General features: G+C 56.7%; 22 protein-coding genes and 1 riboswitch. Of the genes, 9 read left to right on the plus strand and 13 right to left on the minus strand.

Annotated features, from left to right (window positions below; genetic code table 11):
* A partial coding sequence (locus ACFQU0_RS01795; protein ID WP_382198283.1) for a putative bifunctional diguanylate cyclase/phosphodiesterase occupies positions 1 to 1,409 on the plus strand: 1,409 nt, incomplete at its 5' end.
* 82 nt (positions 1,410 to 1,491) lie between these two features.
* Here ACFQU0_RS01795 and ACFQU0_RS01800 read toward each other — a convergent pair.
* Both ACFQU0_RS01800 and ACFQU0_RS01805 read right to left on the minus strand, forming a co-directional pair.
* Positions 1,492 to 1,701, minus strand: coding sequence for a hypothetical protein (locus ACFQU0_RS01800; protein WP_382198284.1), 210 nt, complete (start codon positions 1,699 to 1,701; stop codon positions 1,492 to 1,494).
* A gap of 264 nt (positions 1,702 to 1,965) precedes the next feature.
* On the minus strand, positions 1,966 to 3,225 hold the full coding sequence (locus tag ACFQU0_RS01805; RefSeq protein ID WP_382198285.1) for a tyrosine-type recombinase/integrase: 1,260 nt from the start codon (positions 3,223 to 3,225) through the stop codon (positions 1,966 to 1,968).
* Positions 3,226 to 3,748: 523 nt separating this feature from the next.
* Between ACFQU0_RS01805 and ACFQU0_RS01810 the strand changes: the two genes are divergently transcribed.
* On the plus strand, positions 3,749 to 3,967 hold the full coding sequence (locus ACFQU0_RS01810; RefSeq protein ID WP_382198287.1) for a DNA-binding protein: 219 nt from the start codon (positions 3,749 to 3,751) through the stop codon (positions 3,965 to 3,967).
* Here the strand turns inward: ACFQU0_RS01810 and ACFQU0_RS01815 are convergent.
* From ACFQU0_RS01815 to ACFQU0_RS01835, 5 genes are all read right to left on the minus strand, one after another.
* Positions 3,964 to 5,193 (minus strand): hypothetical protein, encoded by a 1,230-nt coding sequence (locus ACFQU0_RS01815; RefSeq protein ID WP_382198289.1) that lies wholly within the window; start codon positions 5,191 to 5,193, stop codon positions 3,964 to 3,966. The two genes, ACFQU0_RS01810 and ACFQU0_RS01815, sit on opposite strands and share 4 nt — an antisense overlap.
* 312 nt (positions 5,194 to 5,505) lie before the next feature.
* Positions 5,506 to 6,876 (minus strand): hypothetical protein, encoded by a 1,371-nt coding sequence (locus ACFQU0_RS01820; RefSeq protein ID WP_382198291.1) that lies wholly within the window; start codon positions 6,874 to 6,876, stop codon positions 5,506 to 5,508.
* Positions 6,877 to 6,940: 64 nt separating this feature from the next.
* The gene (locus ACFQU0_RS01825) at positions 6,941 to 7,795 is read right to left on the minus strand and encodes an ADP-ribosylglycohydrolase family protein (protein ID WP_382198293.1); all 855 of its coding nucleotides are present in this window, start codon (positions 7,793 to 7,795) and stop codon (positions 6,941 to 6,943) included.
* A gap of 136 nt (positions 7,796 to 7,931) precedes the next feature.
* A complete protein-coding gene (metK, locus tag ACFQU0_RS01830) occupies positions 7,932 to 9,122 on the minus strand; it encodes a methionine adenosyltransferase (RefSeq protein ID WP_382198295.1) in 1,191 nt (396 codons plus the stop codon).
* Positions 9,123 to 9,222: 100 nt separating this feature from the next.
* On the minus strand, positions 9,223 to 9,651 hold the full coding sequence (locus tag ACFQU0_RS01835; protein WP_382198297.1) for a DUF3293 domain-containing protein: 429 nt from the start codon (positions 9,649 to 9,651) through the stop codon (positions 9,223 to 9,225).
* 27 nt (positions 9,652 to 9,678) lie between these two features.
* Positions 9,679 to 9,784: riboswitch (SAM-I-IV-variant riboswitch) on the minus strand.
* 87 nt (positions 9,785 to 9,871) lie between these two features.
* On the opposite strand from ACFQU0_RS01835, the gene ACFQU0_RS01840 reads away from it, so the two are divergent.
* The 5 genes from ACFQU0_RS01840 (at position 9,872) to ACFQU0_RS01860 (ending at position 15,172) form a co-directional block, all read left to right on the plus strand.
* Positions 9,872 to 10,279 carry a hypothetical protein gene (locus ACFQU0_RS01840; RefSeq protein ID WP_382198299.1) on the plus strand — a complete coding sequence of 136 codons (408 nt, stop codon included), beginning with the start codon at positions 9,872 to 9,874 and terminating at the stop codon, positions 10,277 to 10,279.
* A gap of 170 nt (positions 10,280 to 10,449) precedes the next feature.
* Positions 10,450 to 12,015 carry a recombinase family protein gene (locus tag ACFQU0_RS01845; protein WP_382198301.1) on the plus strand — a complete coding sequence of 522 codons (1,566 nt, stop codon included), beginning with the start codon at positions 10,450 to 10,452 and terminating at the stop codon, positions 12,013 to 12,015.
* Positions 12,012 to 12,914: a plasmid partitioning protein RepB C-terminal domain-containing protein gene (locus tag ACFQU0_RS01850; protein ID WP_382198303.1), complete on the plus strand. Its 903-nt coding sequence runs from the start codon at positions 12,012 to 12,014 to the stop codon at positions 12,912 to 12,914. Before ACFQU0_RS01845 ends, ACFQU0_RS01850 begins: the two co-directional genes overlap by 4 nt.
* The gene (locus ACFQU0_RS01855) at positions 12,911 to 13,792 is read left to right on the plus strand and encodes a plasmid partitioning protein RepB C-terminal domain-containing protein (protein ID WP_382198305.1); all 882 of its coding nucleotides are present in this window, start codon (positions 12,911 to 12,913) and stop codon (positions 13,790 to 13,792) included. Before ACFQU0_RS01850 ends, ACFQU0_RS01855 begins: the two co-directional genes overlap by 4 nt.
* Positions 13,793 to 14,005: 213 nt before the next feature.
* Entirely contained in the window at positions 14,006 to 15,172 is a 1,167-nt protein-coding gene (locus ACFQU0_RS01860) for a YfjI family protein (RefSeq protein ID WP_382198307.1), read from the plus strand.
* A 286-nt stretch (positions 15,173 to 15,458) separates the two neighbouring features.
* Here the strand turns inward: ACFQU0_RS01860 and ACFQU0_RS01865 are convergent, their stop codons facing one another.
* The 6 genes from ACFQU0_RS01865 to ACFQU0_RS01890 are packed head-to-tail and all read right to left on the minus strand — an operon-like array spanning position 15,459 to position 21,371.
* Positions 15,459 to 16,655: an RtcB family protein gene (locus tag ACFQU0_RS01865; RefSeq protein WP_382198309.1), complete on the minus strand. Its 1,197-nt coding sequence runs from the start codon at positions 16,653 to 16,655 to the stop codon at positions 15,459 to 15,461.
* A 2-nt stretch (positions 16,656 to 16,657) separates the two neighbouring features.
* Entirely contained in the window at positions 16,658 to 17,218 is a 561-nt protein-coding gene (locus tag ACFQU0_RS01870) for a hypothetical protein (RefSeq protein WP_382198310.1), read from the minus strand.
* On the minus strand, positions 17,190 to 19,676 hold the full coding sequence (locus ACFQU0_RS01875; RefSeq protein WP_382198312.1) for a VIT domain-containing protein: 2,487 nt from the start codon (positions 19,674 to 19,676) through the stop codon (positions 17,190 to 17,192). Before ACFQU0_RS01875 ends, ACFQU0_RS01870 begins: the two co-directional genes overlap by 29 nt.
* Entirely contained in the window at positions 19,673 to 20,128 is a 456-nt protein-coding gene (locus ACFQU0_RS01880; RefSeq protein ID WP_382198314.1) for a helix-turn-helix domain-containing protein, read from the minus strand. The genes ACFQU0_RS01875 and ACFQU0_RS01880 overlap by 4 nt, the downstream gene beginning before the upstream one ends.
* 39 nt (positions 20,129 to 20,167) lie before the next feature.
* Positions 20,168 to 20,674: a putative molybdenum carrier protein gene (locus tag ACFQU0_RS01885; RefSeq protein WP_382198315.1), complete on the minus strand. Its 507-nt coding sequence runs from the start codon at positions 20,672 to 20,674 to the stop codon at positions 20,168 to 20,170.
* Positions 20,667 to 21,371 (minus strand): SIR2 family NAD-dependent protein deacylase, encoded by a 705-nt coding sequence (locus tag ACFQU0_RS01890; RefSeq protein WP_382198542.1) that lies wholly within the window; start codon positions 21,369 to 21,371, stop codon positions 20,667 to 20,669. The genes ACFQU0_RS01885 and ACFQU0_RS01890 overlap by 8 nt, the downstream gene beginning before the upstream one ends.
* Before the next feature lie 339 nt (positions 21,372 to 21,710).
* On the opposite strand from ACFQU0_RS01890, the gene ACFQU0_RS01895 reads away from it, so the two are divergent.
* Positions 21,711 to 21,905 (plus strand): type II toxin-antitoxin system antitoxin, encoded by a 195-nt coding sequence (locus tag ACFQU0_RS01895; protein WP_382198317.1) that lies wholly within the window; start codon positions 21,711 to 21,713, stop codon positions 21,903 to 21,905.
* Positions 21,902 to 25,024 carry an anti-phage-associated DUF499 domain-containing protein gene (locus ACFQU0_RS01900; RefSeq protein ID WP_382198318.1) on the plus strand — a complete coding sequence of 1,041 codons (3,123 nt, stop codon included), beginning with the start codon at positions 21,902 to 21,904 and terminating at the stop codon, positions 25,022 to 25,024. The genes ACFQU0_RS01895 and ACFQU0_RS01900 overlap by 4 nt, the downstream gene beginning before the upstream one ends.
* Positions 25,025 to 25,028: the final 4 nt, after the last annotated feature.

The raw sequence follows: 25,028 nt of genomic DNA on the forward strand, positions 1-25,028 counted from the left end.
GCGTGGAACGGTGTCCGCCATCACGCTGGAACACTGTCCGCCATCAGCATGGAATCGTGTCCGCCATGGCGTGGAATACGCAACAGATTCACCGGTTGGCCTACTACGACTCGTTAACCGGATTACCCAATCGTCGGCTACTGCACGACCGGCTCAACCATGCGATGTTGACCGCGCGGCGTAATGGTCATGGCTGCGCCATCGTGTTCATCGACTTGGACAACTTCAAAACACTCAACGACACCAGGGGCCACGATATCGGCGACCTGCTGCTTCGACAAGTTGCACAGCGACTCAGTGGCTGCGTGCGTGCGGGCGACACGGTCTCCCGCTTTGGTGGTGATGAATTTGTTATGGTTCTGGAAGGCCAAAGCCCAAATGCCTCTGTCGCTGCGGACCGCGCTGAAACACTGGCAGCCAAGGTCCTCCGCTTACTCTCAGAGCCCTATGTTTTGGCTGGACACCAGCACTATTGCACGCCAAGCATCGGCATCACACTATTCAGCGGTGGGACTTGCAGTGCGGATGAACTGCTCAAGCAAGCCGACTTGGCAATGTACCGATCCAAGGCGTTGGGCCGGAATACCATGCGTTTCTTTGACCCCGAAATGCAGACCATCGTGGACCAACATGCCATGATGGAGCGCGATATGCGTGAAGGATTGGCCGAGGGTCAGTTCAGGCTGAACTACCAACCTCAGATGGGCTCTGACGGAAAACTGTCTGGAGCAGAAGCGCTTCTTCGCTGGCACCATCCCACCAGAGGGACGATTCCTCCGGGACAGTTCATTCCACGTGCAGAAGAGACAGGTCAGATTCTTCAACTGGGCAGATGGGTCATCGAAACCGCTTGCGCTCAGCTGGCCAACTGGTCCATGAAGCCGGGTTTCCAACGTTTGACGATAGCTGTTAATGTCAGCGCGCGACAGTTCTACCAGGTTGACTTTGCACAGCAACTACTGGAAATTTTGGAGCGGACCGGGGCGAATCCTCGGCAGCTCAAGCTTGAGCTGACCGAGAGCATGCTTGCCCTACATGTAGAGGAGATCATTGAAAAGATGGTCGTACTCAAGTCCAGTGGCATCCGCTTCTCGCTGGATGACTTTGGTACCGGTTACTCGTCTCTGGCCTACCTCAAACGGATGCCGCTGGACGAACTGAAGATCGATCAGGGTTTCGTGAGGGACGTGCTTGCCGACGCAAATGATGCCGCTATAGCGAGAATGGTCGTGGTCCTCGCTGGCAGTATGGGCATCGATGTCATGGCTGAAGGAGTTGAAACCGAACCGCAGAGAGAGTTTTTGGCATCGATTGGATGTAGGGCTTACCAAGGCTACCTCTTGAGTCGCCCCTTGCCTATCGAGCATTTTGAAACATTTATAGAGACTGCTGGCGTGGTGATGCAGTAAAGCATTCGTCTTCTCAGGTGTGTGAATTCCGTTTTCTATTGACACTACTTGTTTGGGTGGGACTCTTTGCCGTTGAACTAGCTTAGTGAAGCAGCCTGCCCTCACCCAACTCATGACGAGCAAGTAGCTGCTGATACTCCAGCTCTTCGAGAGCATCAACCACTGCTGCCAACTTCATGATGGCTTCCATGGAGACCTCGGGTAGGTCAGTCGCACCATTCGAGGTGACCGGTGTCAAGGCGTCTACAGCGGCTTGTAGTGCCTTTTCGATATCGTCTGAGGGGTTGGCCATGCCGACACTCCAACTCGTTCTAGGATGAACGTCATCATAGTGCTGCGAGAGCATCAAGCGGTACTGCCAATCAGACTACCGGGGCAGCAATAACAAAAGTGTGTCCTGTAGTGTGACTGAAGTTGGTCAGAAAGCAAAAAACCCAAGTGAAATCAATCACTTGGGCTAGTACCAGTTTACACCCATCCACGTACCACAGTAACTTCGACCTAAACGGATCAACAGTCCGCAAGAATTTGCAAGCTGCCGACACCTTCGGCCTGTTCAAGCAACTCGCTGATGCATCGGAACAACTGTTGCGCCAGTTCGCAACCTGTCGAGGTAGTCAGCCCATTGCTGGATTTGCGTGAACCGCTGAGCAAGATACTGAGTACGGTTGTAGCTTCGACCGTTTGCGTCTTTTACCGAGTGTGCGAGATTCGCCTCGATGGCCAAAGGGTCAAGGTCCAGTTGGTCAACGAGCATGGTGCGGGCACTAGCCCGAAAACCGTGCCAACTTTGCTCTTTACCAAAACCCAAGCTGTACAAAGCACTACGCACCGAGTTGTCCGACATGGGACGATCATGATCACGTTGACCGGGAAAGACGTACTGTCCATGTCCAGTAAGTGGATGGATATCACGCAGCAGGGCTAGAGCCTGTGTCGGAAGCGGAACAACGTGATCGTCGCCGTTCTCTTTTTCCTGTTTTAGTCGCTTCATCTTGGCACTGGGGATGGTCCAGCGAGCGTTGTCCATGTCAACCTCGGACCACTCCATCATGCGCAAGTTGCCAGGACGCTGATACAAGATTGGTGCCAGGAGCAATGCAGTCCGAACAATCAACCCACCTTTGTAGGCGTACATGGCTCTCAACAACTCGCCAAACCTTTCAGGCTCCACGATTGCAGGGAAGTGAGTGCCACGGTAAGGCATGAGGCGCTTCTTCAAGCCTTCCGTGATGTTCCGTTGCGTGTTGGTGGCCGTTGGCAACCAGTACTCCCAGACTTGCCGTGCAAGCATCAAGGCTCGATCCGCTGTCTCAACCGCCCCACGTGCCTCAATTTTTTGCAGCACAGCAAGCAGCTCCATCGGTTCGATGCCAGGCATGGGACGCTCGCCAAGCCAGGGGAACAAGTCCCGTTCAAACTGCTGCATGACTCGATGAGCGTGCATCGGGCTCCAACGACCGACTTGCTTGCCGTACCACTCCTGAGCAACAGCCTTAAAGGTGTCACCTTCGGGACGAATACCCTTCAACTTTTCAAGCTTTCGCGCCTGGATCGGATCAACACCTGAAGCCTTTTGTTGTTTTGCAGCATCGCGGGCAAGCCTAGCGGATGCCAACGTCACGTCAGGGTAGCTCCCAAGAGCGAGTTGCTTCTCTTTGCCACCGACGCGGTACTTCAAAAACCAGCGTTTAGAACCGCTGGGGCTGACTTGCAAGTACAGCCCACCCGCATCAGCAAACCGAGCTTGCTTTCGTTCTGGAGGGCATACGGCGTTACGACACTGAACGTCAGTCAACATAGGGGTACGGAGCATCAGATGGGGGTACGGATCGTCTATTTTACGGTTTACCTGAACTTACACCCCCACCTGTACCCCATGATTCAAGTGGATGGAGCAAGATAAACTTGGACAAACAAAGACGCAAGTCGTTGATTTTTCAAAGAAAAAGGGCGTCCATCGGATTAAGATGGACGCCCTTGGACGTTGATATGGTGGTGGGATGATAGCCGGTCCCAAACCGCGTTGAATGAGCGCGAAACCGGGGTCTCGGCAAGTTGCGGATTGCTGCGGATTCCAGTGAAAAACAAGGCTTGCCAAGGGAATTTGGGGCAGTTTTGCGATTTTCACCGGCAACCGGTCGGCAACTGCGACGCCCTCAACTTTGCTGACGTCGGGCCAGGTTCGATTGCAATTTGCGGAATTGAACCCGCGTCCGTCAAATCGCCACCTTCCACTCCCGCAACTGGCCGACGGTTTGAAGCCACGCTGAGCCTTGGCTATCACTCGCAACAGCGCCTTCATGGACTCCCGCCAACTCATTCGGAAGGAGACCAAGATGGAAATCGTGCACTTCAATCAACGCCAGCTAGCCGCCCGCTGGAACATCAGCGAGGCAACCCTTGAACGCTGGCGCAGCGTGGGAATCGGCCCCAGGTTTCTGAAGCTCTGCGGCCGGGTCCTCTACCGGCAGGTCGACATCGAGGAGTTCGAGGAGTCGTGCCTTGCAACTTCGACTTCTACCAAGGCCAGGAGCAAACGGCTCACTACTGTTTAACGCGATTTGTCGTGCGGCCCAATGCGGGGAGGCAGCACGGGCATACGAGGTACACCTTTTTTCCATACAGAAGTTCGGGCACGCTCGTCATGAAACTTACGGCTCGTCATACCTGCCTTACCGATGATGTTATAGAACTCATTATTTTTCAAATCCGTTTTATGCGGATTAGGCAACTTAATCCTTTCGCCATTGTCAATACGGTAGTAGCTGTGATCGCTCTTATGATCCAACACTCCTGATAGATATCGCTTAATGAAATCACCACCAATTTCTGCACAAGATACGGCCTGGGGTACCAGTACGCTCTGACCGCCTTTAACCCAATCAATCCAGTAAACAGGACAGTTGTTCAAATGTAGGTGTCCACTGATCGTGGGTTCACGCGGTATTGAGAGATTGGTTCCCATACGAACGACAGATTCGAGCAGTCCGTGCCAAACGGAGGGACCATTGTTACCAAACGCCGCTGTCGCCTGCTTCGCCATTTGATCTTTTCTTTGCGACTGGCGCTTGTCGACGCCTCCAGCGTAAGCGCCCGGACTGTGCCAGACCAAGTCCCAAAGGTAATCACAGATCGATGCAGGGTACGCGATGTTTTTGCTCTGCTGCAGTGATTTGAGGGCGTAGAAGTTTGCTACCGACTCCTCATGCCATTCATTGATTGGTCTACTAGCGACCAGTCGTCGATATGGTCTGTAGACCGGCTGCCCACCGGATGCCTCCATCTGGAGGCAGTGAGCGTCGAACCGATAGTGATACAGCTCATGCGAGTACAAAAACGCCGCCAATACATCAAGGCATTGAGAGAAAGACTCCCCAGTGCTGAAGCTCATGTCGGTAGCCAACGCAAAACAGCGCTTCCTAATGAAGAAGATGCCCCACCGCCCCGGCGCTGGCGCCCTTGTCACGTCTCGGAAAGATTTGTAAAAAGCCAAATATTCGATGCCACAATCAACGACGCCCCCAACTGCCCCGTCATAAGTTTCATCGTCTGATCTCTCATGGACGGGCTCCACTGGGGTATCGACTTCTTCGAGTACCTCTTCGGCTTCGCCAATATTTGGAATATCAACCCCTGGGAGAGGGAACCGATCAGAGTCTGTTAAAAGATCGTGCTCGTGGTTGTTACCTTGCAGCAAACTCTCAACATGGCGTGCAGCATCAGCAATCTCAGATGCCGCGTGAGGGTTAGGTTGCGGGATGTTTCCGAAGCGCCTATCCATATTCGATCTCCTTCCAGCATCTTAGGTTATACCCCGTTTCGGACAACTGATGCTCATTGCGTACGTAGCGGTCGCAGGAAATATTCGCATCGTCGAATAGCGAACAGCCACGATCAAGACGATGCGCCAGCCGCCAGAACCATCGTCAGTTCGATTCCGTCTTACGCAATCGAACCCGCGTCCACAACTCCTACAACGCAAGCCTTAGCGGTGGCATTCTGCACAGACCCGCCCCTGCGATGATCAAACCTGTCGGGCGCCTTCGGTGGGCGAGCACGCCCTATGACAGAGGCATAGTGAATCTCACTAAATTCAACCCTTCAATTTTTCAAATTCCTGAGAGTAGGAGTCCAAGACTGATCGCAAGTCAGGCGAGACCTGAATCTCACGGCCCATTGAAGTTGACGCCTCAGACTTAAAGACCAACTTTGCAGTTCCATCAACACTAGGTGGGTACAAATAGGCAGGACCAAAGTTGGTCATTACTTCATACACCGAGTGATAAATTCTTATCCAAATTGGCCGCCTAACAACGCCAATCACACTTTCTATTTTGATGTAGCGCGGCTTACCAAATATTGCCTTATCCCGATTCAACCACTTACTCAGCAATTCAGCACACTCATCAGAGCCAACATCCTTTGCGATCTCAGTCAAGCTCTCGAAACGCGTCCCGTGTGATTTCTCGACCTCATCAGAGTCCGCCTGATCTTTATCTTCATCATCGCGGTCAATCACCCATTCAACGAGTTCCTGGGTGGTCATTACCTCAGTTGAGGGCGGAGAACTCGACAGGCCCGAGAAATCAGTAGCCTCGATAAGAAGCATCCAGGAATTCTTGCCTTGATAAATAACATACTCATCCCACGACTCATTTCGAACTGGAGCATCAGAAAGTTCCCCATGAAAAAGATGATGCCTCTTCTCCACAAGCTTGCTCGCAAGTCGCTCACAAATCTCGCTCGAAAAAACAGCGCCACGTCCAGCAATGCGAATCGCGGTCGAATCAAGGCGAATACGAGGACATGTGGACAAAAAATATCTTAAATCAACAATGACCTCAGAAGGACTACGGATAGCCCCGGCCTGAATCATAGCCATCGCGTATAAAAATCTTTTTACTGAACTCAAGCTCGTGGTTTTGGAGACATAACTTCGACGCTTGGCCTTACGAACTACGATTTCGTCGACCTGCGACAAGCCTAGGTTTTTCGGTCCTTCGCCCACAATACCAGAAAGATAATTATTGATCTCCCCATCAGTCAAATCAACTTGGAAGCAAGCTTTAATCATTGCCCTCAAGGCTGAGTCGATAAGTTGATACTCCATTTCTTTTGATCCATTCTCACGACCCAAAACAGGATGAGAAATACGCAGCGATCGGAGATTCTTAGCAATCCCCGGCACCACAAAATCAGCCAAGGCGTGAAAATCAAAAGTAAGAAGGGGTTTGGATGTAGGACGATCGTTCGCAACCCAGCCTTCAACATCCAGAGCAGAGAGATCAGAAAAATCAACACCCGCTCTAGCGCATGCCACTTTTACACGCGCAATGTCATACAAAGGTTCTCCCGACTTATTCAACCAATGTCCAGACGGCCCCACCTCGTCCGGAGCGTCAAAGACCGCCTCTATCCATCCGGGTTTCAAGCCAAATGAAAGCAATTCGCTTTTCGACAGCATTCTATTTTTCACACGAAGACCTTTCACTTGAAGCTTGAGACAAGGGATGTCAGATCTGGCAAGGCTAATTGACTATTCTCACTGACATGGCTCCGACGTTGTCATGCGGATTACAATTTTGAGGCAGCCTTAATGACGTTGGACCGATGGCAGCATGCGCCAGATACAGGCGGGTCAACACCGCCCGCATGTCTTGGTCTAAAAAGTTCCATGCCTGCTCCGCTATTGCAGCTGGGAGTCCGAAGCGCGCTTCAGCGACCGAACCAGCGATAGCTGCGATGGTGTCACTGTCCCCACCAATAGAGATGGCATTTCGGATTGCATCCTCATATGAAGAGGCTTCCAGTGCGCAAATCAGTGCCTGTGGCACTGAGTGCTGTGCCGCCTCTGAGTGCCGGTAGGAAGGTCGAATCTCATCGACGGTAGGAGACAAGTCGTAACCATAGCGGGTTGACAGCTCGGCTCGGATCAGATGAGCAGGCTCATCTTGCAGCGCACGCCAGATCGCCACTGCCACCGCCTGCGCTCCACGCATACCCTCAGGATGATCATGTGTGACTGACGTGACCAACGCTGCAAGATTCACTGCTTCGTCGAAATCGCGTGCCAATAAAGCAGCAGGTGAAACCCGCATAGCGCCACCGTTACCCCAAGAACCGTAAGCGCGTGGTTCATCATCCATGAACCATAGTGCAAAGCGCTGTCCCCAACCTCCAACATGCTCATACTTCCGACACCATTTTTGCAATGACAAGGCTGGAGGCACCTCTTGAACAAGGCTATCTGCTACCGCGACAATGCAAACTGTGTCGTCGGTGATACGAGCTTGAGGATGGAACAATGGCGAAAAATCTTTTCGTTTTATATTTCGCTTCTCGTACACCGACCCAATGATGTCACCTGCGATTGCACCCAACATATTTATTCACACCCTTCGGAAATTCGCAGTCAAAATCTGCGCATCGTCAGTGACTATTTTTCCAATCGAACACAAATAGGCGTAGCCTGAAATTTGGCCGATTGGGTCGGAATCTTCACATGCGCTGATCCGCAGATCAGACGGGGACTGATTCATTAGCAGCGCGAACAAGCGCGACGTCACGAACACTCTCCCAGGGCACATCAAGATCATCCCGACCAAAGTGACCATAGGCGGCAGTCGGATAGTAGATCGGCCGCTGAAGATCCATGCACTGAATGATCCCGGCAGGGGTGAGATCAAACTCAAGGCGCAGTGCATCGACGATCTCGGCACTACGCGCAGTGCTCACGCCTTCAGCTTGGACGAGAAAGCTCACGGGCTCTGCAACGCCAATGGCGTACGCAAGCTGGACAAGCGCCCGATTCGACCAGCCTCGCGCCACCACCTGCTTGGCCAAGAAGCGCGCCATATAAGCCGCCGACCGATCCACCTTAGAGGGATCCTTGCCAGAAAACGCCCCGCCGCCGTGTGGCGCTGCTCCCCCATAGGTGTCGACGATGATTTTGCGCCCTGTGAGTCCAGTATCACCCTTTGGGCCTCCGATCACGAAGCGCCCTGTTGGATTGATCAGCTCGCGATAGCTCGACGCCCGCAGATTGGCAGGAATCACGGCATCAATGATGTCGCGGCTGACGGCCGCACGAAGCGCCTCGGTTTCAATGCCGACATCATGTTGCGTTGAGAGCACGACCGCCTCAACGGCAACTGGGCGACCTTCTTCGTACCGAAATGTCACCTGAGACTTGGCGTCCGGCCCTAGCCACGGGAGTACGCCGCTGCGCCGCAACTCAGCTTGGCGACGCACGAGCCTGTGGGCAAACACGATTGGAGCCGGCATCAGTTCGGGCGTATCGTCGCAGGCGTACCCAAACATCAGGCCTTGGTCCCCAGCGCCAATCACGCCGTCCTGGCGGTCAACCCCCTGGTTGATGTCCGCCGACTGCCCGTTGAACCGAATTTGAATCTCGCAGCGATCGGGATCGATTCCAGTGGCACTCTCGCGATAGCCGGCATCGCGAAGAACATCAGAAACAATCGTTACTGCACGCTCGCGTACTGCTCGGAACGTGTCTGGACTGCGGGTCTTGAACTCTCCTGCGACCACGACGCACTGATCAGCAAGCAAGGTCTCGCACGCGACGCGGGCCGATGGCTCATGGCGCAAAAACTCATCAAGTACCGCATCGGAAATGCGGTCAGCCAACTTATCGGGGTGTCCTTCAGAGACAGACTCCGACGAAAAAAGGCCATTGCGAATAGACATAAATCACTCCTCTTTAGCCGCTTTGACGATCTGTCGGGGGCGGCAATTTGGGCCAAATCCCCCCAGTCTGGATACGTTGACGGACAGACCAAACCGTGCTTTATCTCAGGACGACAAGTTGTGGGACACCGTCAGGCCCACTCCAAACAATTGCGTTTTGCTCGAAGTGATCGCCGAGCTTCTTGGCCGCCTCGAGATCCATCCCCAGGACCAGAAAACTTTCCTCACCTGGCCAATTGTTTGATGGGTGTTGGCCAATACCTTCGATGAAGGTCACGCTGCGGCGGGACAGTTCTGCGGCTAGCGCACTTTGGCGCTGCTGGTTTTCAAGTTCGCCTACTTCATGACTGAAAGGGTTACAGCCGGTGATGAAGGCTGCGCAATCGAAACGAAGGCGCTTGTATAGGGCCAGTACCTCGTGACTTACTTGCCCGATACGTAAGACAAATGGATGGTCGCCACGTACAAAGTAGTGCGTTTCCAGATAGGCCTGGATGGTGGCAGGGGGAATGACTGAATCTGGCAACAAAAAAGCCCTCCAATTTTGGAGGGCCGACGCTTCCCGTTTAGTTGCCCATATATGAGCCACATTCGCTTTCGCGATCCACCTTGCCCGGGAGGGCAGGTTGGCGTGGGCGTCGGCCCAACTCGAAATGTTGTGTGGATTTTAGCACAACACTCAAGGGAGCTTGGCACATGGACGAATTTGCTCAGCGAGTCCCATACCAATTTGCGTATGGAGACACTCGATGCCCACCAAGATCTGCGCCTGCTGCGGCCAACCGTTCACAACCCGTCCCCAGGTCCGCGATCAGGCCTTCTGTTCAGCACCAGCCTGTCAACGTGAACGACGTCTGCGCTGGAACCGCGAAAAGAGGCAGTCTGATCCCGACTACCGCGACAACCAGTCACGCAGTCAGCGAGCCTGGCTGGATCGTAATCCCGATTACTGGCGGACGTACAGGAACCAGTCGGCCAAGAACAACTCGCCGCAGTCGTCGACGACCACGGTGGCAACCGATACCCCACTCTCCGGCCTGTACTGGATCAAGTTCCGGCAGGACCCGTCTGCAAAGAGTGACGTCTGGATCGCGGAAATCACCCCGGCGTGCTCGGAATGCCGCTGCAAAGAGGACGCGTGCAAAGAGAGGACGTGATGGTTATCTCACATGCCGGGCACTAACGTTGCCTGCAAATGAGCTCCCGAGCACCTGCATGGCAACCGCCTCAACGGTACATCGACGCCAGCCAACGCTGGCGCCACAACGATCGATGAAGTGGAAGGCAGACCCGAGAGCACCAACACAGCTTTGTGCGATTGGGTCATATGCCATCAGAAGAAGTCAAACCAGAAACACTGGACCAGCCTGCCCTCTTCCGGGCCGCTGAGTACGTCCGAATGTCGACCGAACACCAACAATACTCGACGGAAAACCAGGCCGACAAGATCCGTGAGTACGCCGCGCAGCGTGGAATCGACATCGTGCGAACCTATGCCGACGAAGGTAAAAGTGGACTGAACATCGGCGGGCGGCTGGCACTGCAGCAACTGATCAAGGACGTGGAGTCCGGCGCCACCGACTTCCAGATGGTGCTGGTATACGACGTCAGCCGCTGGGGTCGGTTCCAGGACGCTGACGAAAGCGCCTACTACGAGTACATCTGTCGCCGTGCCGGCATTCACGTCACCTACGTGGCCGAGCAGTTCGAAAACGATGGCTCGCCGGTGTCCACCATCGTCAAGGGCGTCAAGCGGGCCATGGCGGGCGAGTACAGCCGCGAGTTATCAGCCAAGGTGTTCGCCGGTCAGTGCCGGCTGATCGAACTGGGGTACCGCCAAGGCGGTCCGGCCGGTTACGGCCTGCGGCGGGTCCTGATCGACCAAAGCGGTTCCGTCAAAGGCGAGCTGACGCGCGGGGAGCATAAAAGCCTGCAGACGGATCGGGTGATCCTGATGCCGGGCCCCGACACGGAGGTGCAGACCGTCAACCAAATTTACAGGTGGTTCAACGATGACGGCTTACCAGAGTCGGAAATCGCCGCCCGGCTCAATGGCCAGGGGATTCGAACCGACCTGAACCGCGACTGGACCCGATCCACGGTGCGCGAGGTACTGACCAATGAGAAGTACATCGGCAACAACGTCTACAACCGGATCTCCTTCAAGCTCAAAAAGCACCGGATCACGAACCAGCCGGACATGTGGATCAAGAAGGAAGGCGCCTTCGAAGCCATCGTTCCGCCGGAGGTGTTCTACATGGCCCAAGGAATCATTCGGGCCAGAGCACACCGGTTCAGCAGCGAGGAGTTGATCGACAAGCTGCGCAACCTGTACCAACAGCGTGGCTTTTTGTCGGGTCTGATCATCGATGAAGCCGAAGGGATGCCGTCGGCCGCCGCTTACATCCACCGCTTCGGCAGCCTGATCCGGGCCTATGAGGCGGTGGGCTTCACCCCCGACCGGGACTATCAGTTCCTGGAGGTCAACCAGTTCCTGCGCAAGCTGCACCCAGAGATCATCGGACAAACCGAACGGACCATCGCACAACTGGGCGGCACGGTGGTTCGCGACCCGGCCACCGACCTGTTGACGGTGAACCGGGAGTTCAGCATCTCGGTCGTCTTGGCCCGGTGCCAAACCCACGACAACGGTCGGCTGCGCTGGAAAGTTCGCTTTGACACGAGCTTGGCACCGGACATCACTGTGGCCGTGCGCCTGGACCAACCCAATCAAGCCCCACTGGACTATTACCTGCTCCCGCGCCTGGACTTCGGCCTGCCACGCATCAGCCTGGCCGAACACAACGGCATCGAGTTTGAGAGCTACCGCTTTGACAGCCTGGACTATCTCCACGGCATGGCAGAACGCACCCGCGTCAGGAGGGCCGCATGAGCAAGGAACACCCGTCCAGCAACCTTCAGATGATTCCGATCGAAAAGATCGAGATCCTCAACCCGCGCGAGCGAAACAGCCGGATCTTCGATGACATCGTCGGCAACATCAAAAAAATTGGCTTGAAAAAGCCGATCACGGTCACTCCGCGCAAGGACGCCGATGGCCAGGAGAAATTCCTGCTGATCTGCGGCGAAGGCCGACTCAAGGCATTCAAGTCCCTGGGCGAGACCACCATCCCGGCTATGGTCGTCAACGTCAGCGACGAAGAGGGCTTCATCATGAGCCTCGCAGAAAACATCGCCCGTCGCCAGGGGAGGACGCTGGAGTTGCTGGCGGGCATCGAACAGTTGCGCGACCAGGGTTACGACAAAAAAGCCATTGCCCTGAAAACGGGACTGGGGCAGGACTACATCCATGGCATCCTGCAGTTGCTCAAGAACGGAGAGGAGCGACTGCTGATCGCGGTGGAGAGCGGTCGTATTCCGCTCAATGCCGCCCTGTCTATCGCCGGGGCAGGCAGCAACGACAAGGACATCCAGGCTGCCCTGCAAGAGGCGTATGAAAACGGCCAGTTGCGCGGCAACCACCTGATCCAGGCGCGCAAGGTCATCGAAAAGCGCCGTTCACTGGGGCGGACAATTGCCAGAGGGGCGCCGCGCAAGGTGCCGGATGTGACCTCCTCCAGCCTGATCCGAACCTACCAACACGAGGTCGAACGGCAAAAGCTGATGGTCAAAAAGGCGGAATTCGCCCAGCAGCGCCTGCTTTTCGTCGCCGAGGCCATGCGTCAACTCATGGCGAATGAGAATTTCACGAACCTCTTGCGTGCCGAGGGCCTGGACAGCCTACCGAAGTACATCGCCGAGCGCGTCTGGCCGGCAGGAAGCGCCGTATGACCCAAAGCAAGCTGGGGTTCATCCCGGATCCGATCACGGTGGCCTTTGACAAGTTACTGCCCTCCCGCAAGGCGCCCGACGGGCTCATGAGCTCGCGCAAGTTCAAACAGATCATCTCGTCCATCGATGCCGTCGGCCTCATCGAGCCGCTCACGATCGCAAAGGCTGATAAGGCGACCGGTATGCACCTGCTGCTCGATGGGCACATCCGGATGTTCGCTTTGCAGGAACTCGGATTCACCGACGCGCCATGCCTGATCGCCAAGGACGACGAAAGCTACACCTACAACAACCGGATCAACCGGCTGTCGACCATCCAGGAGCACTTCATGATCCGGCGCGCCGTCGACCGGGGCGTGACGCCAGAACGTCTGGCGAAATCGCTGGAGCTGGACCTGGAGCACATCACGAAAAAGATCAACTTGCTGGACGGCATCTGCACCGAAGCCGTCCAACTGCTGCGGGACAAGCACTTCTCGGCCAACTTGAGCCCAGTGCTCCGAAAACTCAAGCCAACGCGCCAGGTCGAGTGCGTCGAACTGATGGTGGCCACCAACAACATCACTGTGTCCTACGCCCAAGCCCTGCTGGCGGCCACGCCCCCCAACATGCTGGCCAAAGAAGGCGGCGCGAAGAAGGTCAAGGGGGTGACCCCCGATCAAATGGCGAAGATGGAGCGTGAAATGGCCAACCTGGAAAGCCAGTTCAAGCTGGTCGAACAGTCCTATGGGCAGGACGTCCTCAACCTGGTGCTGGCCAGGGGTTACCTGACGAAACTCCTGGACAACGAAGCCGTGATCCGGTTCTTGTCGCAGAACAACCCGGACATCCTGCGGGAGTTTTCTGGGATCGTCCAAGCCACGTCCCTGGACAAGTAGTGGATGCCGGGGTCAGACATACACCCATGGGACCGGGCAGATCTCGCGCAGGGCCAGTCTGCTGACGAGCAAACACCCAGCGTGCCAGACGCTGGAGTGCATCGAAACGCCCCTCACCCCCACCGGTCTTGCCTTTACGGTCTGGTTGGCGAGGTTGCTTGTGCGGGCGGTGAAGGCACGGAAACCAATCCCTACGCCATTGCGGCTAATTTCATGGCCTACCTGTCCTGCGCGATAGGCCGAGGGGTCTACTTACCGATCGGCAACACATGGCATCACCCTCGGCTTTTTTGCCTGCACATTGGCCGGTCCGGCCGTGGCCGCAAGGGCGATGCGGTGCAGTTGGTCTTGCGGATCGACCAGGCCTTGCGTGACCTGGACGATGGGCTGGCGCCCCAGGTTCACAGAGGGGGCCTTTCCAGCCGCGAAGGTCTTGTGGCGTTGATGCACGATGGCTACCAACAAGGCAAACTGGATATCCCGGCCATTGATGACAAACGACTGTGGGTGATCGAGTCGGAGTTCGCAAATGTGCTGCACCAGGGGCGCCGTGAGGGCAACACACTGTCTGCTGCCCTGCGCGATTGCTGGGACGGGGTCAGCCTGAAGCCGGCCACCAAGACCAACCGCATGTACGCCAGCCATCCCCACGTGTGCCTTAGCGGCGCCATTTCGCCGTCTGAGCTGACGGGCATGCTGACTGCTCGCGAACTGACCAATGGGTTTGCCAATCGGTTCCTGATGGTCTGGGCTGAGCGATCACAAATACTGCCCTTCCCGAAGCCGACACCACAGACCGTCGTGGATACATTGACCCGCAGGCTACTGGAAATCCTCAGATTCGCAGAAGCCGACCAGCCAGATCGCCGTGACCACTTGCGAATGGAACTGTCCGCACAGGCGCAGTGGCGATACGCCCAGTTGTACCGGACTGCACTCAACGAGGACCAGGGAAGTGAGATCGTCAACTCGATGCTGGAGCGGCGCGCGCCCATGCTGCTGCGCTTGGCTATGCTGTTTGCGTTGACGGACTTGCAAACCCGCATCGACGTGCACCACATCGATGCGGCCATGGCGTGGATGCACTTCGCCACCGCGTCGGTCCGCTATGTGTTTGTCAGCGCAACGGATGAGGCAAGACTGGCACAGGCGCTGGAACTGTCGGCACGGGTTCTGACCTTCCTGCGCGAACGCGGTCAAGCCACGCGCAGTCAGATCAACTCCGAATGCTTTCGGGGAAAGGTGTCCAAGCAAATGATCGATGCGAGCCTTGAGACGCTGCTGGCCAGCACGCCACCCAAAATCGCCGTGCAGACTGTCGATCGGAAAGACGGATTACCTGGGGCGCCGCTTCGGATTTATGGCTTGGCAAAAGCTTAATGCGTCAGGGGATTTTTCCGCTGACCTTGCAGCCATCGGGTCATACGCAAGTGACTGTTAGGACTGCAAATTCGCTGACTTCGCTTATTTCGCCTGCAGACCCCAAAAGATCCGAGCGACGTCCACTCCTCGACGAGTGATTCGATATCGGCCGGATTCATAGCTCCATTGCGCAGCAGATGTTCATCGAACCAAACATGCCCCCCGATCGGGCGCTCGGATACTTCTGTCCGATGAGGTCGATCGGCACGACAAAGTCGATAAATTCGAGTGCAATGGCCGTGGTTCAGCCCTTCACGCAGACGACCTGCTTGAGGGTGTGAAGGATTTCGGTCAGGTCGCGCTGGTTTGCCATGACCTGATCAATGTCCTTGTAGGCCCCTGGAATCTCATCGAGTACGCCCTTGTCTTTGCGGCAGATCACGCCTGCGGTCTGCGCCTCAAGGTCAGCCTCGGTGAAGTGCTTTTCAGCCGCCGTCCGACTCATACGACGACCGGCACCGTGCGCGCTGGAGCAGAAACTCTCAGCGTTTCCCTTGCCACGAACGATGTAACTGCGTGCGCCCATGCTGCCCGGCACAATGCCCAGATCGCCCGCGCGGGCGCGGATGGCGCCCTTGCGCGTCACCCAGACATCAGCGCCGTAATGGTGCTCCTTAGCCACGTAGTTGTGATGGCAGTTCACCGCATCGGTGGTCACAGTGAATGGCGGTAGGTGCCGCGCCAGCGCATTAAGCACCAGATCCAACATGGCTTGGCGGTTGGCCATCGCGTACTCCTGGGCCCAGTGCACCGCCTCCACGTAGTCATTGAAGTGCCCGGTACCCTCCGGGAAATAGGCAAGGTCACGGTCAGGCAACTGGATCATCCAGCGCTCCATATCCTTGCGAGCCAACTGGATGAAGTAGTCGGCAATCGCATTGCCGATACCTCGGCTGCCCGAGTGCAACATCACCCACACCTGATCCGACTCATCGAGGCAAACCTCGATGAAGTGATTCCCCCCACCGAGGGTACCCATCTGGTTAGTCCACTTTGAGAACTTGCCGAAGGCCTTCAGGAGTTGGGGGTGACGGTCGGTGAGCGCTTTCAAGCCTGGCTCGAAAGGCCGCGCAGCATCCACCAGTACACGGTCATCGGCGTGTTGACCACGCCCCACCGGCACATCCCGGGTGATTTGGTCGAAAACCTTCTTCAGGGCTTTTTCGTCCAGATCGTTGCCTGTGATCGACAAGCGAGCGGCAACCATGCCGCAGCCGATGTCCACACCGACAGCCGCCGGAATAATGGCCTTGTGCGTGGCTATCACGGAGCCGATGGTGGCGCCGATTCCGAGGTGCACGTCAGGCATCGCCGCGACGTGGTGATGCACAAAGGGCAGCTCGGCTATGTTGGCCAGCTGCTCCTTCGATCGGTCGTCGACATCGTCGGTCCAAATCTTGACCGGCACGCGTTGGTCGGTAAGAACTTGTTGAACTGGCATGTCTAATCTTCTCCCCGGATTTCAGAAAACGGGTGGTTTGGATCAATATTCAAAACATATCGAATGGATGTGCCATGCACTGGCCACATAAACCTACTGGGGTCTGTGCCTACCAATACGCGAACCGTATCGAGATAGTCCTCGATGGCCTTCACCATCTGGGTCCGTTCAAAAACCAATACGACCGGGACGGCTGTCTTCTCCCAATCACTCAGCGCGGGGTCCAGAAGATTGCCTGCGCTTTGGGGCCGGCGGAAGGACCACTGAACAAGACCTGTGTGATGCGTGACCTGTATACCTTCAACGATGCCAGCACACCCTCCGACCCCACACCCGCAGGTGAAGATCTCGAACCAGCGCTGCTCATGCAGGCTCTGGACGAGCAGAGGCAGGTCAATAAAGTGCGGTTCATCGATGTGGCGCCCGTCGACCCAGATCTCCGAATACAGCGTGATCTTCCCACCGGTGAGATGCTTGCCTCGCGCAACACCATCCTCAAGACGCAGCTCGAAGTGATTGCAGGGCTTGTCCAGATCAAGCGAGAGTTGGGTTTTCTCTCGCATCACGTACCTCGTCAACCGTGACCTGCTCCCCACCATCCATAGAAAGTACTCGGTCAGGCCACGCACTGGCAGTCATTTCATCTAAAACGGCCACCATCGCTTCGACCAAGACCACATCGATGTTGGCTGCACTCGCAGCCGGGTCACGGACGAACATGCCGCGCAGACGCTGTACGGTGGACTTAAATGCACCAAGCACGCCTCCGGACTTTGCCAGTGATTCATAGGTGTCTCGCCTGGACATCAGGTACAAGAAAGCCGCGACCACTTTGGGCTCGGGATACAAAGTGCCTTGGTGACTAGCCATCACAAGCTCGAGCCAGTCAACCAACCATTCGCCCACGCCCAGCAGCCGCAACCCCATGTAGGTTGTTGGCCATTCCGACGCTGGTGTGCTGCGCAAACGCTCGCTGACCCCGATAGGGGTGAGACCTGTGTAGTACGCAGAGTTGCTCCAATAGGGTGGCTCATGAAAATCCACGCCCGTGTCTCGCCTTCGAAGGAAGGCGGGTATTTCAAAGTCGTCATCCACGTCTACTTTGGGTGAACTGTTTCGCGCTGATCTAAAGACCGCTGGCACAGCAGGCACACCAACATCTCCCCAGTCCAGTGTTGTTGGATCCGGATAGCTGATGACCCTTGTATTGAGGTATCCACCACTGCGGGAGAACATCACTGTGCCAGTACCACCCCAACCAGCCGGAACCATCTGGTCGACTTTTTGAAGCTCCGGCATATCGGTGGCTTTTTGGCCGGCCGGCCGCTCATGAACCAGTAGGAAGTTGGTCTTGTCGGTCACCAATTGGTAGTCAACGGCCAGCCGAACGGCATCAACCGGTTGACCGATCGAGAGCATGTTGCCGGCCGATTGGAAATTCACAGCCGCCGCCATTCGCGACAGTGTGTCTGCAACCTCCAACTGACTCGGGAGGGTTGCAGTGCCAATCTCCTGCGGCACTTCGTCGACGGAACGCCTGCCCAGCAGCCGCACGTCGCCTGTCGGCATCTGCCCAAAAAATGCAAAAACGTTCACCGTGTCGCCATCAAACACCGAGGGCAGAATCGGCGATACCCACTCGGGAACCACGCCCCCAGGCCATTCGAGGCTCAGGTCACTCAGTCGAGGCGACCTCAAGCGCGCAAACATCCTCAGGACGGCGGGTTCTACCGCCTCGCCAGGTGCCACAAAGTCACAGGCACCGCCGGAAGCCTCCGCCAAGCGACGCAGGTGAGTCTCGGCTGGGCTGCTGCCAATCCCTACGATGAACAAGCGATGTCCTGAACCTTTAGCTGAGTCGATGGTGCTGTCGATCGCGCTGATTTCCCCGTCGGTCACCAATAGAATGTCACTGCTGACCGTTTGGGCCAGGGCGAAAGTCGACGACAGAGCTGCTTCCATCTCGGTACCACCCAGATCGGCCTCCATTGCGCCGATCCATCGCTGGGCGGCGAGTTTTGTCGTCTCAGTCGCCTTCCACAGGCCGCGCGAGCGGTGCTCCACGGTGCTGCCGAACCGGGACAAAGAAAAACGGTCACCGGCACCCAATTGCCGGACGATGGCTTGCAAGGCCCGCTTTGCCGCATCGATGCTGTCACCCGCCATCGAACCGGAGCAGTCGACCAAGATTTTGACGGCCGTTGAGGGGATTCCTTGCGACCGAATGCGAGGGCAAAAGCTGGCCAGGATCGCCACGCGACTTGGCTTTACGCAATCTTGAGCTGCGACAGCCACCGAGTCGTGCGCTAGCTGATCGACCACCAGCACAAAGTCTCGGTCTAAAGTCTCCCGGCGTGCCAATGACACGGTCAGCACACTGCCATGATCGGATTTTCCGTGGGAAACACCAACGGGGTGGCTGGGTGAGGCGACACGTGCCTGCGCCAGCTCGCCGTGAAGCCGCAGCTCAAGTTCAAACGGATGATCTGCCGCCAGACTGTGGCTGGGTGCCTGGTGCGGCATCAGACCGCCATCTTGCTGAGCATCGCCGTAGCGGGGCGCAATCACCGTCGGGATCAGCAGCCGCAGGCCACGCTGTTCGAACTGCAGCGTCTGGGCATAGCGCAGCGTGATGGCGCAATGCTCACGGGCCGCGAGATTGCCTAGGTTCAGGCTGTAGCTGTGATCACGGTTCTTCTCAAGCATGATCGCGGCATCTCCCTCTGAGATGGCTTCCTCGTAGCGCGCTTCAGCCTTTTTCTTCTCAACGACCGCGCCCGTCAGGTGCTTGTCTCCCAATAAAACGTCAACGCCCAGCAAGACGGCACCCCAAGGCAAGGGGAAGCTGTAGACAACCTCCACGTTCTTGTCGCCCGGGTTGCAAAAGCGCTGTTCGATGCTCGCCTCAAACATCAGACCGCGCAGGTCTCCAGAAAGCCTGACCCCCATCAAGTTCACCGCTTGCCCGTCCCGCGTCTCCAAACGCGCACACTCACGCTGGTCCATGTTCTTGCCTTTCATTTCTTGCTATTTGCATCAGCCAATGGCATCGCATCTGCGCCACTGACCTGAGCGAATACCGCCATCACACCCTTGATGAACTGGCGCACCTGCTCCGGTGACAGGCCCGAACGCCCTGGTTCGATCACCACGTCCACACCGTCTGCCACCATCAGATGGCTTCGCACCTCGACCGAACCAATGGCTCGCGCCCTAGGTGGTACCGGGGCTTGCTCGCCACGCAGCAGCTCCCGAATCCGATCTAAAGACAGACCCGCCGCTGTCCACTTCTTGATCAGCAGCAATTGCTCAAGCTGCGTTGCGCCATAACGCGCGGCTCGGGTCTCCCCCTCGGGACGATCAACCAACCCAATCTGCACGTAATAGCGAACCGTCCGGGGCGGCAAGTCCGCGAGCACACACAGGTCGGCCAGTGGGTAGCTTGGTGTCGTCGACGCTGAATCAGTGTTCATGCGCCATTAGAACACCATTACTGCATTTATACAACTGTCTTAATTGTCGGCATCTGCAGCTGTATTACCCCTAAAGCAAGCGTCCAGCTGCGCAGCAACGCATGCATAGACGCCCGGACGCTTCTCTTCGCGCGGCCCGGCCACGTTGAGTACGCCAAATTGCCCCTCTGTCAGCCACACTCTGATCCGTCGCACAAAACCTTCCAGGGCAAGCTCATCGAGCTGGGCAACCAGATGAGGTCTTCCCAAGGTCTGAGCGAAACGGGCGGTCTGAAGCGTGCCGCCGTCCAGCACGCCAGTGTTGAAGATCAGGGTCGCATCGCTGTCGCGAACGTTCAACTTGGTTCGCTGGCGGTAACCAGTCGAATCCGTTTCGCGCAACAGGTAGTGTTCGGGCAAAGAACCATCAGCCGCCAAACGACCTTTGGGGCACCACCCTCCATGGGCGACCCCACGCTGGAGCGCCCAGTGAAGGGCCGCACGGTCGACACCGGTCTGGCCGCCAGACACGATTTTTTCGATGAGCCATAGGTCAGCGTCAGCCATCGCCGCCTCCAGTCGCAGGTGAGCACCATTCGTCGCCCAGGATCTTCGCAATCGACACCAGGCCATTGGCCGCGCCCATTGGCAACCCTACGTCCAGCCGTGTCGGTACTTCCCATTCACCCGGGTTGATCCGGATCAGTCGCCCGCCAAATTCATGAATCACTCGGTGACTGAAGTGCCTCACAGATGGGATCGCCGTACCGGCGCCCAACTCGATCACGACCGGGCGAGACACTTGGGACAGCCATTTCTCCTGGCGATCGGCCTGAGAAGCGCTGCGACGCTCAATCCATGCCCAGTCGCCGAACATCAACACGTTGGGACGCGCCAAAGCACCGCAGTGCGGGCACATCGGTGGCGCGTTGCGCAGCCGACAACTGTCTTGGTCCACGTCGGGCAGAAAGTCTTCCGCCGACCACACGTCTTCTCTACAAGGAGCCAGGCATTGCAGGTGGTGAATCGATCCGTGGCAGTCGTAGACAAGTGCTGGATCAAATCCAGCCTTCTGAAACTGACCGTCCACGTTGCTCGTGAACACGCTGAGTCCGTTGATCGTTTTTTTGCCCCAACGTTTCAATAACTCGAACCCTGCGTGCGGGACGGTTTCGCGGTAGAGAGACAGACGATGACCGTAGAAGCCCCACGCCAATTCCGGCGAATCCTGAAAGGCACGTGGCGAGGCGATCTGGAGCCAGATGGCAGCGCCTCAGCCTTGAGGGAGTAGATTTGATTATTTGGCCGAATCGCACATCCGGCACTTGGCTTCTTGGTTAAACAGCGCGTTCATGGAGCCCCTGCACCCTTACGGTTCACGACTCCCGCATGGCATTCCTAATGGTCCCACTGTCCTCAAGCCCCCCCTCCAAAAGGGTTGGCGTTGGCGCGCAGATTTTTCGCCAAGCCATGGGTGCCACGTCGCAGTTCTTCGCTCCTGCCCAAGCAACCCCCGCACGATTGACGGCAGACACCGACTTGTTGTCGGAGGATGAGCAATACTGTAGACTGCAGTACATTTGCAGTGGAGTCAGGAGAGGCTATGGCCAACAGCAAAACCGCCACGCTTACCTTTCGGATCAATCCAAGCTTGAAGGAAGCATTGCGCGTCGCAGCTCATGCGGAGCATCGCTCCATCGCGAACATGATCGAGGTCTTGATTCGTGGCTACTGCGAGCAGCGAGGCATTGCCATCCCCGACTCCGAAACCGAGAACAAGAGTGGAGAGCGTTCATGATCAAGACGGTTAAGCAGGCCTGCCGGTTCAATCCGGTCATTCAAGACTACCGGATGAGTCAGGGCATCGAGAACCTGGCCGATCTGATTCATGACGCGGGTGACGGTCGAGAGTTCTTCTCGCGTAACTTCGTCACGCACGGCATGGAGCAACTCTTCCGCGAAGGCCTACTGCGCCTGTCGGGTAAGTCTGATCAGGCCGTCTTCGAACTGACCCAGGCGATGGGTGGCGGTAAGACGCACATGATGATCGCACTTGGTCTGCTGGCGCGTCACCCTCATCTGCGCCCGGAAGTCCTTGCGACTGACTTGAGTGATCGCGTGGATTTCGATCAGGCTCGCATCGCCGCTTTCAACGGTCGCAACAACCCCGACAACTACATCTGGGGCGAAATCGCGACGCAGCTAGGCGAAGCCGAGGCAATCAAGCCCTACTGGGTTAATGGCCCCAAGGCGGTCGACCAACGTCAATGGAAAGAAATCATTGGGGACAAGCCCACACTGATCTTGCTCGACGAGTTGCCCCCCTACCTCGACAACGCCAGCACCCAGGTGTTTGGTCAGGGCACGCTCGCCAACATGGTGGTTTACAGCCTCAGCAGCTTGATGAGTGCAGCGCTTGAGTTGCCCAACTGCGCCATCGTCGTCGCCAACCTGTCCGGCAGCTACAAAGCGCAGACCAAGGCCCTCGGGGATGCCATTTCCAATCTGCAGCAGGAAACCCGCCGTCAGGCAATGACGATCACGCCGGTGCAATTAGCCGGCAACGAGATCTACGAGATCCTCAAGAAGCGATTAATTGACGAACTTCCCGATGGGCGCGTCATCGCCGACATCGCCGACGAATACGCCCAGCAGATCAAGAAGGCCGAGGACGGCGGCTACATTGTCGCCGCAAGCCTGGAACAGATTGCCGAGCAAGTTCGCGAGACCTATCCGTTTCATCCCTCATTCAAGCATCTGGTCGCCCTGTTCAAAGAGAACGAAGGCTTCCGCCAGACTCGTGGCTTGATGCAGTTCACCGCCCGGTTATTGAAGAGTGTTGCAGAACGGGAGACAGACGACGTTTTCCTCATCGGCACCCAGCATTTGGCTCTCAATGACGATCAAGTCAAAGACGAGATCGAACGCATCGCGCCAAAGTTGATGCCAGCTCTAACCCGCGACATCGCCGACAACGGTAATGCCATAGCGGAAACCATCGATGACGAACTGGACGGCGATGCCGCCCAACAAGTGATGACACTGCTGTTGGCATCGTCCTTGTCTCGCGCAGTCGGTGGGCGCATTGGCTTGTCCGATAGCGAGATCATCGAGTTCCTGGCCGCGCCCAACCGCAAGGCGGATGAATTTCTCCAGGCGCTGCAACGACTCCGTGAGCTCGCGTGGTATCTCCACCGCGAGGATCAGCGTTTCTTCATCAAGGAAACGGAAAATCTCTCGCGCCAAATCGAACGCAACGCCAAGGAAGTACCGCAGCCCAAGGTTGACCAGGCGCTAATTAACCGACTGACTGGCATCCTGCAGCCCGAGCGGCGCAACGCCTATCAGGATGTGCAGGTACTGCCGAAGCTAGACGAGCTGAAGCTCACCGGGCCGCGAACGCTAATTGTCATCAAGCCAGACGGCAAGGTGCCCCCGAGCGAACTGCAGAACTTCTTCGACTACCAGCAGGAGAAGAACAACCTGCTTGTGCTCACAGGCCAGGACAGTCATATGGCTGATGCGGTCGAGGATCGCCTGCGGGAGCTCTACGCCATTGAGCAGATTCACAAACGCCTGAAGGCTGGCGACACGCTTTTTGAGGAAGCGCGCGACCGAATGGAAGAAGCCGAAGATCGCTTCGAGAAAGCCCTGTCGGCAGCATACAACCGCGTCTACTTCCCCAGTGTTGATGATCTGGATGGACGCGAGTTTCTCGCGCCAGTCACCATCGACAACGGGTTGAAGCTGGGTAAAGGAGATCAATCCGCTGAGGCTCAGATCGAATCCCTGCTCGCCAGCCCTCGCGCCAACTACAAACTCGCAGCCGATCTTGCCGCGAACTTCAATGAATACTTTGCGATGGCCGAGGAATACCTCTGGCCATTTGGCAAGGACAACCGGCGTACCCCTTGGAAGGACGTCGTCAGCCGTGCCAAGAGCAATCCCGTTTGGCCCTGGATGCCTGGCAGCGGCGGCATGGACACACTCAAAACCGAAGCGCTGAAGCAGGGCCGCTGGCGATTGGGTGAGGATGGATATGTCGAAAAGGGTCCGTTCCCCAAAGACAAGACCACTGTCAACGTCTCCGTGGTCGGCAACCATCCCGAGACCGGCGAGACCATTTTGAGCCTCACTCCCCGGCACGCAGGCGAAAGCCCGTTGGTCGTTTATGCAGCCCGGCCAGAGGAACTGGTTAACGGGAAAGCGGTGGACGATCTCGATAGCTTCACGACCGGAGAGGGCACGCTCTACTTCCAGGCCAAAGATCAGACCGGCCAGTACGAAACCGGTGCGCCTGTTCGCTGGACTGCCGACCTCAAGATTCGCCACCAGGTTGATCCAGCCGCTGACAAGCGTCGCATCACCTTGGCAAGCACGCCCAAGGCAGATCTGTTCTACACCCTGGATGGTTCCAATCCCAAGGATGGCACGCCATACGAGGGGCCGTTCGAGATCGGGCCTCAAGCGGCACGCCTCTTGGTTTATGCGCGTGCCGGTGAAGCCAACAAGACAGCGGACTTTCAGGTTCCTGCGAGTGGCGACAAGACGGTTCAGATCGTTGATACCAAGCCAGCCAAGCTGCAATCCAAGCGAGTCGCGCTGGACACCACTGATCGCGTCTATGGCGTCATCAACCGCTTCCGCGATCAGCCGGGCACTCGGTTCAAGGGTGTCCGCATTGAGATTGGTGAGGGCGAAAACACTGTGACCATTCGCTTTCAAGAGCGAGAAGTAACCGCCGCAATGATTGAGGGTGTGGTGAACAGCCTTCGTCAGGTGTTGAACGAAGACCAAGCCCCGGTCGCCATCACCATTGCGGATGGTATCCAGTTCGACACTGGATTTGCTGCCAAAGAGTTCGCCAAGCTGGTGGGTATTGAGCTCAAGCCCGGCGACGTTATTCAGGAGAACTAAAGAG

The sequence above is a fragment of the Hydrogenophaga defluvii genome, assembly GCF_042665235.1.
Taxonomy (GTDB): Bacteria; Pseudomonadota; Gammaproteobacteria; order Burkholderiales; family Burkholderiaceae_C; genus Hydrogenophaga; species Hydrogenophaga defluvii_A.

Bases quoted from the DNA above. Each gene is read 5' to 3' on its own strand.
- ACFQU0_RS01800 (WP_382198284.1), bottom strand. From the start codon at position 1,701: ATGGCCAACCCCTCAGACGATATCGAAAAGGCACTACAAGCCGCTGTA.
- ACFQU0_RS01805 (WP_382198285.1), bottom strand. From the start codon at position 3,225: ATGCTCCGTACCCCTATGTTGACTGACGTTCAGTGTCGTAACGCCGTA.
- ACFQU0_RS01810 (WP_382198287.1), top strand. From the start codon at position 3,749: ATGGAAATCGTGCACTTCAATCAACGCCAGCTAGCCGCCCGCTGGAAC.
- ACFQU0_RS01815 (WP_382198289.1), bottom strand. From the start codon at position 5,193: ATGGATAGGCGCTTCGGAAACATCCCGCAACCTAACCCTCACGCGGCA.
- ACFQU0_RS01820 (WP_382198291.1), bottom strand. From the start codon at position 6,876: ATGCTGTCGAAAAGCGAATTGCTTTCATTTGGCTTGAAACCCGGATGG.
- ACFQU0_RS01825 (WP_382198293.1), bottom strand. From the start codon at position 7,795: ATGTTGGGTGCAATCGCAGGTGACATCATTGGGTCGGTGTACGAGAAG.
- metK (WP_382198295.1), bottom strand. From the start codon at position 9,122: ATGTCTATTCGCAATGGCCTTTTTTCGTCGGAGTCTGTCTCTGAAGGA.
- ACFQU0_RS01840 (WP_382198299.1), top strand. From the start codon at position 9,872: ATGCCCACCAAGATCTGCGCCTGCTGCGGCCAACCGTTCACAACCCGT.
- ACFQU0_RS01845 (WP_382198301.1), top strand. From the start codon at position 10,450: ATGCCATCAGAAGAAGTCAAACCAGAAACACTGGACCAGCCTGCCCTC.
- ACFQU0_RS01850 (WP_382198303.1), top strand. From the start codon at position 12,012: ATGAGCAAGGAACACCCGTCCAGCAACCTTCAGATGATTCCGATCGAA.
- ACFQU0_RS01855 (WP_382198305.1), top strand. From the start codon at position 12,911: ATGACCCAAAGCAAGCTGGGGTTCATCCCGGATCCGATCACGGTGGCC.
- ACFQU0_RS01860 (WP_382198307.1), top strand. From the start codon at position 14,006: ATGGCCTACCTGTCCTGCGCGATAGGCCGAGGGGTCTACTTACCGATC.
- ACFQU0_RS01865 (WP_382198309.1), bottom strand. From the start codon at position 16,655: ATGCCAGTTCAACAAGTTCTTACCGACCAACGCGTGCCGGTCAAGATT.
- ACFQU0_RS01870 (WP_382198310.1), bottom strand. From the start codon at position 17,218: ATGCGAGAGAAAACCCAACTCTCGCTTGATCTGGACAAGCCCTGCAAT.
- ACFQU0_RS01875 (WP_382198312.1), bottom strand. From the start codon at position 19,676: ATGAAAGGCAAGAACATGGACCAGCGTGAGTGTGCGCGTTTGGAGACG.
- ACFQU0_RS01880 (WP_382198314.1), bottom strand. From the start codon at position 20,128: ATGAACACTGATTCAGCGTCGACGACACCAAGCTACCCACTGGCCGAC.
- ACFQU0_RS01885 (WP_382198315.1), bottom strand. From the start codon at position 20,674: ATGGCTGACGCTGACCTATGGCTCATCGAAAAAATCGTGTCTGGCGGC.
- ACFQU0_RS01895 (WP_382198317.1), top strand. From the start codon at position 21,711: ATGGCCAACAGCAAAACCGCCACGCTTACCTTTCGGATCAATCCAAGC.
- ACFQU0_RS01900 (WP_382198318.1), top strand. From the start codon at position 21,902: ATGATCAAGACGGTTAAGCAGGCCTGCCGGTTCAATCCGGTCATTCAA.